We start from the raw sequence: 14,100 nt of genomic DNA on the forward strand, positions 1-14,100 counted from the left end.
GCTCCTCGCTGAACCTCGATCGCTTCATTCGTCCGTCTCCTTGTCGAAGGCCGGACTCTACCTATCAATGGAGGAAATCTAGGGGCTCAGACCAATCAGCTTGATGGTACGGCAGACGCGCTGTGGCGAGAATATAATGGCGGCAGCGACAGCCATCTTTCCCAGAATGTCTGGGAGGGCATGGTCGAAGTGCAGGCACCGCTGGTCGAGGACAAGCCATTTGCCGAACTGCTGCAGTTCAATGGTGCGTTCCGCCTGTCGAAATACAGCACCAATCCCAGCACCTTCTCCACTTGGAAGGCGGAAGGAATCTGGTCGCCAGTCCGGGACATCACGTTCCGCGGATCGATCAATCGTGCGCAGCGCGCGCCGACTGTGATCGAATCGTATCAGGCAAGCAACACGAGCTATGGGCGCATCGATCCGACCTACAATGATTTCTGTGCGCCGACGATCATACGCTACGATACCGGTCCGAACGGACAGCGCATTCCGGTATATGGCGATCCGAAGGCGTCGCAGGCGGTTTGTGCCGCGACCGGTCTGGCACCCGAAAAATACGGGAGTTCGGACCTGTTGTGCGACACCGATGTCGGCTGCACCTATCGCAGCGGCGGCTTCACGGTTGACCCGGAAACCGCCTATACCAAGACCTTCGGTGTCGTCGTCAGCCCGCGCTTCATCCCGGGCCTGACCGTGTCGGTGGACCGCTTCCTGATCGATCTCGATCAGTCGATTGGGTATAATAACTATCAGTATTTCTCTGATGGTTGTCTTTCGACCGGCAGCGACTTCTTTTGCAAGATGTTCGTTCGCAATGCCAATGGACAACTATTCAGCGATCCGGGCAGCAACCCGACCTCCGGTTATATCCGGCAGGGTACGACCAACTATTACAAAGCGAAGTCGCATGGCTGGGACTTCCAGGCGCAATATGCGCTGCGGATGGGTAAAGCGGGTCGTCTCGACTTCGATTTTGCCGGATCGTTGACCACGCTGGCGGGTGCACAGGATTCTCCGATCCTCGCAGAGCGTAATTGCGTCGGATATTATGGCGGCGCCGGCTGCGGTCAGTTTATCTCGAAATGGTCGCACACCTTGCGCACGACCTATACGACATCGGATGATTTCTTCAGTGCGTCGCTCAACTGGCGCTATCTGGGACCGCTTACCCGGGTATCGAATTCGGGTGATCCGACGCTGGGTTGGAGCGAAGGCGATGATCGCACGACCTTCTACCGGATCGAAGGGTATAATTATTTCGATCTGGCACTCAGCTTCCGGGTGAACAAGGCGTTCTCGTTGCGGGTTGCGGCGAACAATATTCTCGACAAGGGGCCGCCGGTTTTCCCGAACTCGCGTGATGTTACAGGCCTGTTCCGCAACAACACGATTGCCCCGCGCTATGACTCGCTCGGGCGGCAGATCGCGATCGGGACCACGGTCAACTTCTGATCTCCCACCCTGGAGTGCTTGGCCCGTCCTTTCCTTGTGGAAGGGCGGGCCTTTTTTATGCGATCGCGGAAAGTGCGGTCATGGCGAGGAAGCCGATGACCGGCGCGATCAGCCCTGAGCGCAGATGCCCGGCATGAAGGTTCGCGACGATATGCGCGGTGCCCAGATAGATGAACGTCCCTGCGCCCAGCGCCATGACGATGGGCGATGCGATTTCCCAGCCGGGATGGTGGAGAACCGATTCCCCGATGGCCGCGCCGAGCGGCAGCGACACGACGAACGCGCCGTGCAGGAGCAGCGCGGAACGGCGGGAAAGCGGGCTTTCGATGAGCAGTCGGGAAAGCGCGAAGGCAGCCATGCCCTTATGCGCGAAGAGCGCGGCGGTGAGGGTGAGGAGCGCGAGCGTGCCGACGGTCGCGCCCAGAACCGCGCCTTCCAGCAGGCTGTGGACCACCAGAACCAGTGTGGCGATAATGGGAAGGCCGGTGCGGCTTTGATGGCGCTGGCCGAACTGGGAGAGGAGGACGAGCGCGAGCAGGGTCGCGGCGACAATGGCAAAAGCAAGCGGGAAGCCGGGATGGAGGTCCGCCAGATCGTGCGCGGCATGGGGGAGCATGTGGACCAGCCCGGTGGCGATGAAGACCCCCTTGGCGAACTGATCGCCATATTCGGCGAGACGCCCGGTTCCCGGGGCTTTTCGGGCCAGGAAAGAGGGAAGGGCGGCGAGCAGCGCGACCGCGGTCAGCGCTGCGCAGCACAGGATCAGGAGCAGCAGAGGGGGCAAGCAGGGGGCCTTTGGACAAAGCGGGGCGAAGGTTACGAAGTTGGCGCCGAACAGCGCCTGCCGGAGGTTAGATGATATAGTGTATCATCTACCATAGGCAAGTCGCGACGCGGATGGTTTTTCTGCCGCAGGCAGCGACGGGTCGCTTTGGCCATAGGGTTCTGTCCAGCTTGCCTATCCGGTCGATCTTATGCCGATCTGCGTTGATCCGGACCTGTTGTACCAGCGTAAGGTAATCCGAGCGCCACAGCGGGTCGCAGCCTGGCATCGAGCCGCACCCGTCTGCCGTCACCCCGACCCAAGCCCGCCCTTGCGAGGCCGCAAGGCGCGCGGCAATCCGGAGCGGCGCGCACATCGCCGGATCGCCGCGCGGTTTGCGGAAGCTGCGATGTCGCATGGCCGCTCGGAATGTGTCATTGGCTGCGCGAGAACCATTGTGCTGTCATCGAAATGAGACATTATCTCCTTAGGCGATGCCGCAGAAAATCAGGCAAGGGACGCATATGAGCAAGGGTGACAAGCCGGGAACGGGGCCGCAGGACATCGAAAATCCCCGGCGGCGCCAGCTTCTGGGCGGAGCGGCGGTCGCTGCCGGGCTGGCCGCGATCGGCGGCGCGGCGGGCGGTGCCGAGGCGCGGCAAAGCGAACCGAAAGCGACCGGCGCCGCGATCCCCGATGCGCTGCTTCGCGACAAAGTTGACACGGTGGTCGTCATCTTCGCCGAAAATCGCAGCTTCAATAACCTGTTCGGCGATTTTCCCGGCCTTGAAAAACCGCTGTCCGCCGTGCCGCCGGAGCAAAGTTTGCAGCGCGACCGCGACGGCAGCGTCCTGCGTCAACTTCCGCCGGTCTGGGAAGGGATGGTCCCGAACAAGCAGGTGGTGCGCCACCGCGAATATCAGATCGGTCAGGACGATCTGCCGATCTTGCCCAATGCGCCCTTCACGCTGAAAACCCCCGACGGCGATCCTTTGCCGCAGGGGCTGGTGACGCGTGACCTGATCCACGCTTTTTACAACAATCAGTTGCAGATCAACGGGGGCCGCAACGACGGCTTCGTCGCATGGGGCGATAGCGGCGCGCTGACCATGGGACGCTATGGCGACAACAGCGCCAATTTGCGGCTGTGGCAGATCGCGCGCGAATTCACGCTGTGCGACAATTTCTTCATGGGCGCTTTCGGCGGATCGTTCCTGAACCACCAATATCTGATCGCAGCGCGTCCGCCCTTTTATCCCGATGCGGCGAACAGCCCGGCAAAGGGCCGGATCACGGTGCTGGAGGGGAGCGACCCGCGCGGCATTATGCCCAAACAGACGGCGAAATCGCCCAAAAGCGCGCTGGACGGGCCGGTGCAGTTCGTGCCGACATCGCTCAGCCCCGATTTCTACGCGGTCAACACGATGCTGCCGCCTTATGCGCCGACATACCGGCTGGACCCGGCACGGCCCGGATATTCCGACTGGAGCGATTCGCACACACTGATCCCGCAAAAGCACGAAACGATCGGCGACAAGCTGTCAAAGCGCGGGGTGGACTGGGCCTGGTATGCGGGCGGTTGGGAAGCCGCGCTGGAGGGGCACGGGCAAAGCAACAGCTTCCCGTCGGTCCCCAATTTTCAGCCGCATCATCAGCCGTTCAACTATTACGAACAATTCGCGCCGGGGACGAAAGCGCGCGCGCAGCATCTGCGCGATGCCGGGCTGGGCGAAACCGCACGGACCAACCATTTCCTTGCCGATGCAGAGGCCGGGAAGCTGCCCCCGGTGAGCTTCTACAAACCGCAGGGCAACCTCAACATGCATGGCGGATATTCGGATGTCGATGCCGGCGACCGGCATATCACCGGCGTGCTCGAAACGCTGCGCGCCAGCCCGCAATGGGACAAGATGCTGGTCGTCGTGACGTTCGACGAAAACGGCGGATGGTGGGACCATGTCGCACCGCCCAAGGGCGACCGCTGGGGCCCCGGAACGCGCGTGCCCGCGCTGATCGTATCGCCCTATGCCCGGCGCGGGGCGGTGGATCACAGCGTCTATGACACCGGGTCGATCGCCCGGTTCCTCACGCGGCGCTTCGGGCTGGAGAAGCTGCCCGGTCTGGCGGAACGCGAACGCGCGATGGTCGCGGCGGGCGGCGTTGCACCGGGCGACCTGACCGGGGCGCTGGAACTGGGGTGAGGGCAGGCGAACATAACTGCCGGCCTTCGAAGGGTACCCCCATTACCGTTGTTACAGGCTCAGCCTTTGCCTCTGTTGCTACAATGCCGTGCACTGCGACCGTGCATGCCGCAGTAAGGTAATCTGAGCTGAACCACCTACGATCCAGACCATAGCTAATCAATGTATCTGTGCTGTGGAGGCCGCAAAAGCTGGATTTCGTCCAGATCCATACCACGATCGTGGTACGATAGGGGGGCACGCGGGAATCTGTTCGTTGAAGCGCAGGATTCGATGGAGCACTGCTAAGATTCTTTAGCTAGAGGTAGAGGCGCGGCACTTTCCGTTACTGGGATAACATGGCCGCGGAGAAAGACGCCTTGGCCGGAAAAGCAAGGCATTTCTCCGACCCATCGCTGCGTTGTTCGATATTGGGAAGAAGCGGGCATGTGTGGCAAAAACTATATTTCTTGTCTTCAATAACGGCGGGTGATATTTAGAATCGACTCGTGGCTATTGGGGGGATGGCGATGAAAAATAAGCGCAATATATTTGGCGCTGCTGCAGTTGTGGTTGGCTTTTGTACCATCGGCTCTGCAGAGGCCGTAGCGCAGACTCCTTGCAACCCGTCGTCCATGGCATTGATGGTTCAGCATTTCCAAAGCGGTAGTGCCTATCTGCCGGCTTTTGCATGGCCTGTTCGACAGCTTATTCTGCAGCAGACCGGAGGGACCACGTATTATCCCCAGCTTGCCGCGCTTGGGCCGTTGCAGAATGTGAGCGTTATAGGCGCGCAGCAGCTTCCCAATGGCATCGTATGTGGTTTTGCAACGCAATTCGCCAATGTGAACCTTTTCTGGCAGGTGGCATATGGTGCCGACGGACTTATCTATGGTCTGAACTACACGCCCGCTCCCGCTCCCTCGGTTCCGCGCAGTGGCAGTCCCGCGCCGGTGCCGTCTGCCGGACCGACAGGCGGCACGACACCCAGTCTTCCAACCCCCGGAACCTCCCCGGTTCCCCAGGGGCAGGAAGAGGGTTGCGACCTATATCCTAATCTATGCTGACCGGGGGCGTGACATCGCGCCGGTCGCTGTTCGGCATTGCAGGCGGGGTTGTTGCCTGTTCGCTGTGCGGCATGGGACCGGTCAAGGCGCAGACCAACCAAGCCCGGAGCGTGTCGGGCGGATGCTGGATGGCAAAGGAAGAAGCCGCGCCGCTTCTTTCCGCTGCGCAGGACGTAATTTCCTATGCCAGCGGTAATGAGCCGATTGTGCTGAAATCGGGCAACGCGGTGTTTGATCGCAGCCTTGCCAAATCGCTCGCGCGAATGACCGCGCTGTTCGGCGTATTGCCAGGTTTCGCGTATTTCGATGAGCCGATGGGCGAAGGCAGCAATGCATATGCGACCTCCGCCGTGCGACTTGATCGCGACGATGGAACGGTGTTGTTCGGCACGCGTATGCTCAAAGGTCTCTTGGGACGCCCCACCGCGCCCGATGCCGCCGTTCTGGCGGTCTGTGCACATGAATATGGCCATATCGTGCAATATCGTCGCGGGCTTTCCGCACGATTAAACGCCGGTCAGTCGACGGTCAAACGGCAGGAATTGCATGCCGATTATCTTGCCGGCTATTTTGCAGCCGTGCGCAAGATAGAGAATGCGAATTTCTCCTCGGTCACCTTCGCAACAACCATGTATGACTTAGGCGATACAGCCTTTCACTCCCGTAATCATCACGGTACTCATGATGAGCGCGCCGCCGCAGTGATGGCGGGATTTAGCGCTCGAAAGGAGCGGGGGCTGACTGTAGATCAGGCGATCGCCGATGGGCTTAATTATGTAGGCGCGTAACAGCCCGCCGTTCGTGTGCCGGTCATGAATCGTTTCCGGTTTCATTGCCAATACCTGCGCGCCTTTTTCTATTTCGTTATTAGCCGAACAGGGCGCGCGAAAGCGTTGGATGAACCGTCTCCTAGCGGGGGATTCCCGTTCTTATTGGTGCGCCGATCGCGGTGGCGGCGCTTCGCTGATCGCTCCCCGCCCTATCCCAGCCGTGCTTCGATCCTGCCGAGCTGGTCGAGTATCCGTGCCTGTTGTTCGAGGATCAGGTCATGCTGTTCGCCGCGCAGGTGGTCGAGCTTTTCCTGCATGCCGAGGATTTCGAGTTCGGAGCGCAGATTGACTTCATAATCATGCGCGGCGGCGAGGCGGTCTTTTTCGGCCTGCCGGTTCTGGCTCATCATGATGATCGGTGCCTGAATCGCCGCCAGCATCGAAAGCATCAGGTTGAGAAAGATATAGGGATAGGGGTCGAACACCTCCCCGCGGGTCAGCACGACGCTGTTGAGGCTGGTCCATGCCACCAGGAACAGGAAGAAAGCGCCGATAAAACCCCAGGAGCCGCCGATCCTTGCCACCGAATCGGCGAGGCGATCCCAGAAATTGTCCTGCGCGTCGGAGAGGTCGCCGACATCCTGACTGATCGGTGTGCGGCGTTCGATATGATCGACGACGCGCTGTGCTTCGGGATCGTCGGGGTGGGGGCCGAGACTTTTCCGTGCAAGTTCAAGGGTGATACGCCGGGGGGACTTCATGCAGCCATTCTCTCCTTCGGGCGAGGCGGCGTCGATGGTTCGATTCGCCCCTCGCCAAGCCGGAGTCTGGCTTATACCATGTTGCAATACGCGTGAATCGCTGACCTGATCGTGATCGCGAGAAGCGCAGCGACGCAGCGATCCGGCGATGACCAGGCAGCTTCCGGATTGCCGCGCCCCTGCGGGGCTTGCAATGACGATTCTGTCATACGTTCAGGCAGTTTGTCTTGCTATCATAGTCGGGAAAACGGCCGGACAAGCGCGGCGTGCGAAGGAGTGCGCGTTCGCGTGATCGGCCCGCCGCGCCTCCCGATGGGAAACGCGGCGGGACCGGGTCAGGCGGCGTCGACCAGCACGATCTCGCTATCCTCAATCGCGGTGACGGTGAGCGTTTCCACATCCTTGATCGCCGCGCCGTCGCGGGCGTTGACGCGGATGCCGTCAATCTCCACCGCGCCCGTAGCGGGGACGAGATAGCCGCGCCGATCGGTGCCGAGGCGATATTCGGCGCTCTCCCCGGCGCGCAGCGTTGCGCCGATCACCCGCGCATCGGTGCGGATGGGGAGGGCGTCGCCATCCTCTGCAAAGCCCGAAGCCAGGGTGATGAACCGGCCCGACCGCTCGCCTTTGGGAAAAGGTTTCGCGCCCCAGCCGGCGGCTTCGCCGGTGCGGGTGGGGAGAATCCAGATCTGGAAGATCTGCGTCTCCTGATCCTCGCGGTTATATTCGCTGTGCGCGATTCCCGTGCCCGCGCTCATCACCTGCACATCGCCCGCTTCAGTACGGCCGCGATTGCCGAGATTATCCTCATGCGTGATCGCGCCTTTGCGGACATAGGTGATGATCTCCATGTCGCGATGCGGGTGCGGGGGAAAGCCGGTGCCCGGCTGGATGGTGTCGTCATTCCACACGCGCAGATTGCCCCATTGGGTGCGGTCGGGGTCGTAATAACCGGCGAAGGAGAAGTGGTGCTTCGCGTTCAGCCAGCCATGGTCCGCGCCGCCAAGGGTCGAAAAGGGACGAAGGTCGATCATGTCATATCTCCCGCATATCGGGGGCTGATGTGCCCGCCGGTTGCTGTGTTGGGGGCGATATAGGCCGGGCGGGGAGGCGCGATCAGGGGTCCAAATGGAAATGCAGCGTTCGCGAATGCGCGCCGGTCAGGCGGCGAGCGGTAACCGGATGCGCCGGGGGCGGCGGAGGAAATGGAGCGCGGAGAGGATCGTGAACAGCGCGACGATCAGCGCGGTCGCTTCGCTGCACAGGGTGAAAAAATGCAGCCAGCGCATATCGGGCGCTTCGAAATGGCGGATCAGCAGCAGCGCGACGCTGCCCATATAGCCCGATGCATCGGCGATGTAGATCAGGAATCCGGCATTGGCGGCAGTGCCGATCGCCGCGATCATGCGGTCGAACAGCATTGCGTTGAACGGCGTATAGGCAAGATAGAGGCCCGTGCCGGTGAGGGTCATCCACGCGATCGGCCCGATCAGCCCGGCATGAAAGGCAAGCGTCGACAGGCCGAGCAGCAGCGCGCCCGACAGGATCATGCCGTGCATCGCCAGCAGCGCGCGGCGATTGTCGCGCACCAGCATCAGCAAGGCGAGCGCGGCGAGGACGAGCAGCGCGACCGGTATCTCGCTTGCCGAAAACATCGCCGGTTCGCCGCCATGGCCAAGCGACGCCCATAGCTCCGCCGCGAAATTGTCGCGGACATCGCGCAGCGCGGTGAGGAGGACATAGCCGGTGATGAGGAGCAGCAGCGTGGCGCCGTGCGCGCGCAGGAACGCCGCGCGATCGGCCGCCCGCATCGGCACGCGCGCGACCCGCTCCGCCTCGTCGCGGGCATCGGGCGGGGGGAGGCGCTCGAGCTGCCAAAGCGAGACGAGCAGCAGCGGCGTAAAGGCAAGGCCCGTCGCAGCGGGCATCCAGAATTCGGGCACCCCCGCCTGCAGCAGCAGCGCGGCGGCGGACTTCACCACGCCTGAGGACAGGATGAAGCTGGCGCAGAGCATCGAACCCAGCAATTCGGTCGCGCGCCGCCCCTCAATATAGCTGAACACCAGCCCCCAGATCAGCCCGAGCGGCAGCCCGTTGAGGAACAGGCACGCAATGTTCCACGGCGGGGGCACGAGGGGGAAGAGCAGCAGCGCGAGCCAGGACGCAAGGATCAGCGACAGGATCATCCGCGCGCGATGGCTGCGCCCGACCTCCGCAATGACGCGAACGCCGATCAGTTTGGACAGCGCATAGCCGATGACCTGAGCGATCAGCAGCGCGCTTTTATAGTCGAGCGCGAACGGCCAGCCGACGATATCGGCATAGGTCGCCGCAGCAAAGGCTTTGCGAAAGGCGTACATCGCGAAATAGGCGCCGAACGCGGCCAGCCCGCCCAGAAACAGGGTGAGGCCGGACGCCGATGCCCGCCTTCGCGCCGTATCGCCGCCGATCATCCCGATTCCCCGAACCACGCCGGGGCCTTGTGCGCGATGCGCGCGACGAATTGATGACAGGGGGGCTTAGCAACCGTCTTGACGAGCGGCATTCCTGAAGACGGTTTTCGGTGCCGACGCGGTTTCCGCCGCTTGACTCTTAAATCTACATATGTTGAAAATAAGAAATGATGCGACAGCGGCGCCCCTCCAGACAAATGATTGCGCTTCTTCATTCGCTTGCCGATCGCCAATGGCACCATGGCTATGATCTTATGAAGGATACGGGACTGCTGTCGGGCACGTTGTATCCGCTGCTGATACGGATGAGCGAACAGGATCTGGTCGAGGCGGAATGGCGCGAACCCGCCATGACCGGCCGGCCGGCGCGGCACGCTTATCGTCTTACGCAAAAGGGAATGGCACTGGTTCAGGACCTTGCGCGCAACGATCCTGCACTATCGGGAAAGGCCGTTCGGATATGAAGCTTCTGCTTTCCCGCGCATTGATGACGCTCGCATGCCGGTGTCTGGGAGAAGGACGGCGAGAATGGGCGCAGGCGATGCTGGCCGAGTTCGATGCTGCGGTCGATGACGGCCGCCCGCTGACCTTCGCCGCCGGATGTCTGGCCGGGGCGCTTTGCCAGATGCCGGTTCGGGATGAAGGCCGGTTCATCCTGACGAGCTACGCGCTGGCGCTGATGATAATGGTACCGATCGCAGCGGTTGAAATCAGCTCTGCGGCGCTGGGAATACCTCATCTGTTGGGCGGGCAGGCGAACATCGGCGCGACCTATGCGCAAAAGCTGTTGATGGGCGAAGCCATTCGGGCGGCAGGGCCGTCGCTCGCCCTTTTGCTGCTATTGTCCGGCATCGTGCAGATGCGTCTGGCATGGCTGACGCTTGAACGTGACTGGGTGCGCGCCGCCGCAACGGGCACTGCCGTACTTGCCGCGATCACTACCATGATACTCGTTCTGGGCTGCCTGTTTCTCGATATCGGACAGGCCGTCACGCTTGGCGGAGCGCTCGGGATCGAACTTGCGCTGATCGCCGGACTCAGAAGCTGGCACGCTGATCTTAACCTGCCGCCTTATTAGCGAAACGTGCGACTGTCGCGCGCTTCCCCGATTTATCGTCGCCTCAATGTCCTTGCCGGAGACCCGAACGATGCAAAACGCACGAATGATCCTCTGTGCCCTGTCGCTTAGCGTCGTCGCCTGCGGCCCAGCACTTGCACAGACCGGGCCGGCGCGGTGCGTTGCGCCTTCCCTCACCGACGGCGGCCCCGTCAATTCGCATACCCGCAATGTCGAGACGAACCTGCGCCCGCCCGTCATCCGGCCCGGCGACCAGCCACGCACGCTGGCCGAGGCGATGCGCCGATACGACGTGCCGGGGATCAGCGTCGCGGTGATTCATGACGGCAGGATCGCCTGGGCACGGGGCTGGGGAGTTCGCGATCTCACCAGTTGCGCGCCGGTCACGCCCGATACTGCGTTTCAGGCGGCGTCGATCAGCAAAATAGTGACCGCGACGGTCGCATTGCGGCTGGTCGAACGGGGTACAATCGGCCTTGACCGGAATATCAACAGGTCGCTTCATTCCTGGCGGTTGCCGGAGGATGCGAAGCTGGCCCCCGATGGCGTGACGCTTCGCGAGCTGCTGAGTCATACGGCAGGGCTGAGCGTGCACGGCTTCGATCACTGCTACCCGCCGGGTGCGCCGCTGCCCACGACAGTACAGACTTTGGACGGCATGCCGCCAGCCGCCAATCCGCCGGTCCGGAGCATCTTACCCGCAGGCGCGCAGTTCGAATATTCCGGCGGCGGCTATATGGTAACGCAGCTTGCGCTGTCCGATGTGACCGGCGTCCCGTTCGCCCAGCTTGCGCAAACTGAGATGCTGGGCCCGCTTCACATGACACGCAGCGGATTTGCCATGCCGCTCTCCCTGGCGATCCGCAGCGACATGGCATTCGGTTCTGCGCACGGAAAAGCGATGCCCGGAAATTATTGCGTCTTTCCCCAGCTTGCGGCGGCAGGGTTGTGGGCGAGCGCAAGCGATCTGGCGCGGTTGCTCATCGATCTTCAGGCTTCCGCCGCAGGCAAGACAGGGCACCGCCTCTCGCCCGGGATGACGCATGCGATGATGACACCGGTCAAGGATAATTGGGGGCTTGGCGTCGCGCTTTACAGGGACGGCACCCCCCGCTTCGGCCATGACGGCGTCAATCCGGGATTCGAATCGTTCATGGAAGCCTATAGGGATAGAGGCGACGGCATCGTCGTGCTGACCAATGGCGGCGATGGCCGCCGATTGATCAACGAAGTCGTCCGCGCCGTTGCGAGCGATTATGGCTGGCCCGACATGGTTGTGCCGGCAAGTAAGGAAAAGCCGCTGTCGCTTGCTCAGCTTTCCAAAGCTGCGGGGCATTTCGAAGGCAGCGGGCTGAACATTGTGCTCGAAGCTCGTTCGGAAGGATTATTCGCACGGTTCGCCGGTGCTCCCGCCGCCACGTCCGAACGGCTGATCCCGCTCTCGCCACGGCGTTTTCGGTCCGAAGCCCTCGGCATCACCGTCGAATTCTCTCCTGATTTTGCGAGCTTCACCTTCATCGACGGCGCTCCGCCGATGAAGGTGCTTCGCGTCAATGGTGCGCCGCCTGTGGCGAAATCAAACGGATCCTAAAAAAGCGAACAGGGCGGCTTGCCGTGGCATATCGCCGTGCCCGTCATTATTCCTACCGCTCCTCGTCCGGGTATGGGCCTTTGCCGCCGTCGGCGATGAATTTGTCGATGCGGGCGGTGAGGACAGGGAGGGGGACCGATCCGGTTTCGAGCACCGCATCATGAAAGGCGCGGATGTTGAATTTGGGGCCGAGCGCTTTTTCGGCGCGCGCGCGGTCGTTTCGGATCGTCATTTCGCCGATATAGTAAGACAGCGCCTGACCGGGCCATGCGATATAGCGGTCGACTTCGGTCTTGATCTCCTGATCGGCGAGCGCGGTATTGTCGTGGAGATAGCGCTGCGCCTGTTCGCGGCTCCAGCCCATCGAATGGATGCCGGTATCGACGACCAGCCGCGCGGCGCGCCACATCTGATAGCTGAGCATCCCGAACCGGTCATAGGGCGTTTTGTACATGCCCATTTCCTGCCCCAGCCATTCGCAATAGAGCGCCCAGCCTTCGCCATAGGCAGAGATGTACGTGTTCTGGCGAAAGGCGGGCAGGTCCTTGTTCTCCGCTGCCAGCGGCATCTGAAACGCATGGCCGGGCGCGCTTTCGTGCAGGGTCAGCGCCGGCAGCGAATAAAGCGGGCGTGAGGCGAGGTCATAGGTGTTGACCAGATAGATTCCGGGGCCGCCGCGCCCGCTGGTATAATAAGGCGCGATATCGGCAGGCACGGGTTCGATGGCGAAGCGGCTGCGCGGCAGATGGCCGATCCATTTCGATGCGATGCCGTCAAATTCCTTCGAAATCCACGCGGCATCTTTCAGCAATTCTTCCGGCGTTTTCGCATAGAATTGGAGGCCGGTGCGCAGGAAGTGCAGAAATTGCGGAAGCGTGCCGTCGAACTTCGCATCCTTCATGGTTTGCAGCATCTGGCTGCGGATTTCCGCGACCTCATCCAGCCCGATCTGATGAATTTGCGCGGGCGTCATGTCGAGCGTCGTGAATTCGCGGATCTTCGACTGATAATAGGCCTTGCCGTCGGGCAGATCATAGGCAGCGATCGACGCCTGCGCGTTCGGGATATAGTCTTTGGTAAGGAAGGTGAGCAGCTTTTGATGCGCGGGAATAACCGACCGGGTGATTGCCTCTACCGCCTCGGCGCGCAGCTCGGCTTTGGTCGCATCGGGGATGTTCGCGGGCATGGTGGCGAACGGCTTGTAGAAGACGCTGTCCTGCGGCGTCTTCACGTCGATCACCGAGCGGACGGTATCGTCGCGTCCCTGCAGCGTGATCTTCGGCGGGGTGAAGCCGCGGGCGAGGCCGGCGCGCATATTCGCGATCTGCTGATCGAAATAGCGGGGCATCTGATTCAGCTGCGAGAGATAGTTGCGATAGTCGGTTTCGGTCGTGAAACTCTGCCGCGCGGTGGAGGCGAGATTTCCCCAGAAGGACGTGTCGGAATTGAGCGGGCGCTGATAATCTTTGAACTGCTGCTGCCCGATCAATACGCTGATCTGCTGCCGATAGACATCGTAATTGGTCCGGTTGGCGGGTGAGAGGGCGGAGCGGTCGATCGCGTCGAGCGATTTTTCGACCGATTGCCAGCGGGCGAGGCGCTTTGCCTGTGCCTCTGGCGATACATCGGGCAGGTCGGGGCGGATGGCAGCGTCGCCGCTGTCCTCGTCACCCGAGACCTGTTGCTGTCGCCAGCTCCATTCGTCGGTATAGAGTTTGCGGAACGCGGTGTCGGCCGGAGATTGCGCAGGCTTTGCGGCGCATTCGCATGCGGACTCGTCCTGCGTGGCGGCGGCGTGCGCCAGAGGGCTGGTCACGATGAAGAAGCCCAGTGCTCCCAGCTGGATCGAACGCCGCATAGCCTTGTTTCTCCTGAAATTTCCTGATTAGTATACCGTATAATCACAGGGCGCAACCGCCCGGTGCAGGGCCGGCAGGGGAAAGCGGGCACAAGCTGCCGGTTTTCACGCTGCGCCGATCCGG

At 61.8% G+C, this 14,100-nt stretch carries 12 protein-coding genes; 7 read left to right on the forward strand and 5 right to left on the reverse strand.

Translation table 11 applies throughout. The annotated features are described in order from the left end of the window. The first annotated feature begins 63 nt into the window (after positions 1–63). Positions 64–1,455, forward strand: a complete 1,392-nt coding sequence (locus EV664_RS00005; RefSeq protein ID WP_268237612.1) for a TonB-dependent receptor domain-containing protein — start codon at positions 64–66, stop codon at positions 1,453–1,455. Between the two features lie 55 nt (positions 1,456–1,510). On the opposite strand, the gene EV664_RS00010 is transcribed toward EV664_RS00005, so the two are convergent. Next, positions 1,511–2,239 (reverse strand): ZIP family metal transporter, encoded by a 729-nt coding sequence (locus EV664_RS00010; protein WP_133493666.1) that lies wholly within the window; start codon positions 2,237–2,239, stop codon positions 1,511–1,513. A gap of 503 nt (positions 2,240–2,742) precedes the next feature. On the opposite strand from EV664_RS00010, the gene acpA reads away from it, so the two are divergent. The 3 genes from acpA to EV664_RS00025 all read left to right on the forward strand — a co-directional run bounded on the left by acpA (position 2,743) and on the right by EV664_RS00025 (position 6,253). Then, a complete protein-coding gene (gene acpA, locus EV664_RS00015) occupies positions 2,743–4,419 on the forward strand; it encodes an acid phosphatase (RefSeq protein ID WP_133493667.1) in 1,677 nt (558 codons plus the stop codon). A gap of 509 nt (positions 4,420–4,928) precedes the next feature. Further along, complete coding sequence (locus EV664_RS00020) at positions 4,929–5,465, forward strand: hypothetical protein (RefSeq protein WP_133493668.1); 537 nt, start codon at positions 4,929–4,931, stop codon at positions 5,463–5,465. 128 nt (positions 5,466–5,593) lie between these two features. Next, a complete protein-coding gene (locus EV664_RS00025) occupies positions 5,594–6,253 on the forward strand; it encodes a metalloprotease (RefSeq protein WP_133493669.1) in 660 nt (219 codons plus the stop codon). Positions 6,254–6,444: 191 nt separating this feature from the next. On the opposite strand, the gene EV664_RS00030 is transcribed toward EV664_RS00025, so the two are convergent. From EV664_RS00030 to EV664_RS00040, 3 genes are all read right to left on the reverse strand, one after another. Next, positions 6,445–6,996, reverse strand: coding sequence for a DUF1003 domain-containing protein (locus tag EV664_RS00030; protein WP_133493670.1), 552 nt, complete (start codon positions 6,994–6,996; stop codon positions 6,445–6,447). A gap of 335 nt (positions 6,997–7,331) precedes the next feature. Then, complete coding sequence (locus tag EV664_RS00035; protein ID WP_133493671.1) at positions 7,332–8,030, reverse strand: pirin family protein; 699 nt, start codon at positions 8,028–8,030, stop codon at positions 7,332–7,334. A gap of 126 nt (positions 8,031–8,156) precedes the next feature. Next, positions 8,157–9,467, reverse strand: coding sequence for a DUF5690 family protein (locus EV664_RS00040; protein ID WP_229668010.1), 1,311 nt, complete (start codon positions 9,465–9,467; stop codon positions 8,157–8,159). A 179-nt stretch (positions 9,468–9,646) separates the two neighbouring features. Here EV664_RS00040 and EV664_RS00045 point away from each other — a divergent pair, with 179 nt between their 5' ends. From EV664_RS00045 to EV664_RS00055, 3 genes are all read left to right on the forward strand, one after another. Further along, complete coding sequence (locus tag EV664_RS00045; RefSeq protein WP_133493672.1) at positions 9,647–9,913, forward strand: PadR family transcriptional regulator; 267 nt, start codon at positions 9,647–9,649, stop codon at positions 9,911–9,913. Next, the gene (locus EV664_RS00050) at positions 9,910–10,527 is read left to right on the forward strand and encodes a hypothetical protein (RefSeq protein WP_133493673.1); all 618 of its coding nucleotides are present in this window, start codon (positions 9,910–9,912) and stop codon (positions 10,525–10,527) included. Before EV664_RS00045 ends, EV664_RS00050 begins: the two co-directional genes overlap by 4 nt. Before the next feature lie 85 nt (positions 10,528–10,612). After that, positions 10,613–12,118: a serine hydrolase domain-containing protein gene (locus tag EV664_RS00055; RefSeq protein WP_162848739.1), complete on the forward strand. Its 1,506-nt coding sequence runs from the start codon at positions 10,613–10,615 to the stop codon at positions 12,116–12,118. 52 nt (positions 12,119–12,170) lie between these two features. Here the strand turns inward: EV664_RS00055 and EV664_RS00060 are convergent, their stop codons facing one another. Further along, positions 12,171–13,976, reverse strand: coding sequence for a DUF885 domain-containing protein (locus EV664_RS00060; protein WP_133493675.1), 1,806 nt, complete (start codon positions 13,974–13,976; stop codon positions 12,171–12,173). Positions 13,977–14,100: the final 124 nt, after the last annotated feature.

The sequence above is a fragment of the Stakelama pacifica genome (assembly GCF_004361835.1).
Taxonomy (GTDB): Bacteria; Pseudomonadota; Alphaproteobacteria; order Sphingomonadales; family Sphingomonadaceae; genus Sphingomonas; species Sphingomonas pacifica.

What these genes read in the sequence shown, in the direction of transcription:
- EV664_RS00055 (WP_162848739.1), top strand. Translation starts at nt 10,613, where the DNA reads ATGATCCTCTGTGCCCTGTCGCTTAGCGTCGTCGCCTGCGGCCCAGCA.
- EV664_RS00025 (WP_133493669.1), top strand. Translation starts at nt 5,594, where the DNA reads ATGGCAAAGGAAGAAGCCGCGCCGCTTCTTTCCGCTGCGCAGGACGTA.
- EV664_RS00060 (WP_133493675.1), bottom strand. Translation starts at nt 13,976, where the DNA reads ATGCGGCGTTCGATCCAGCTGGGAGCACTGGGCTTCTTCATCGTGACC.
- EV664_RS00035 (WP_133493671.1), bottom strand. Translation starts at nt 8,030, where the DNA reads ATGATCGACCTTCGTCCCTTTTCGACCCTTGGCGGCGCGGACCATGGC.
- EV664_RS00030 (WP_133493670.1), bottom strand. Translation starts at nt 6,996, where the DNA reads ATGAAGTCCCCCCGGCGTATCACCCTTGAACTTGCACGGAAAAGTCTC.
- EV664_RS00045 (WP_133493672.1), top strand. Translation starts at nt 9,647, where the DNA reads ATGATTGCGCTTCTTCATTCGCTTGCCGATCGCCAATGGCACCATGGC.
- EV664_RS00050 (WP_133493673.1), top strand. Translation starts at nt 9,910, where the DNA reads ATGAAGCTTCTGCTTTCCCGCGCATTGATGACGCTCGCATGCCGGTGT.
- acpA (WP_133493667.1), top strand. Translation starts at nt 2,743, where the DNA reads ATGAGCAAGGGTGACAAGCCGGGAACGGGGCCGCAGGACATCGAAAAT.
- EV664_RS00020 (WP_133493668.1), top strand. Translation starts at nt 4,929, where the DNA reads ATGAAAAATAAGCGCAATATATTTGGCGCTGCTGCAGTTGTGGTTGGC.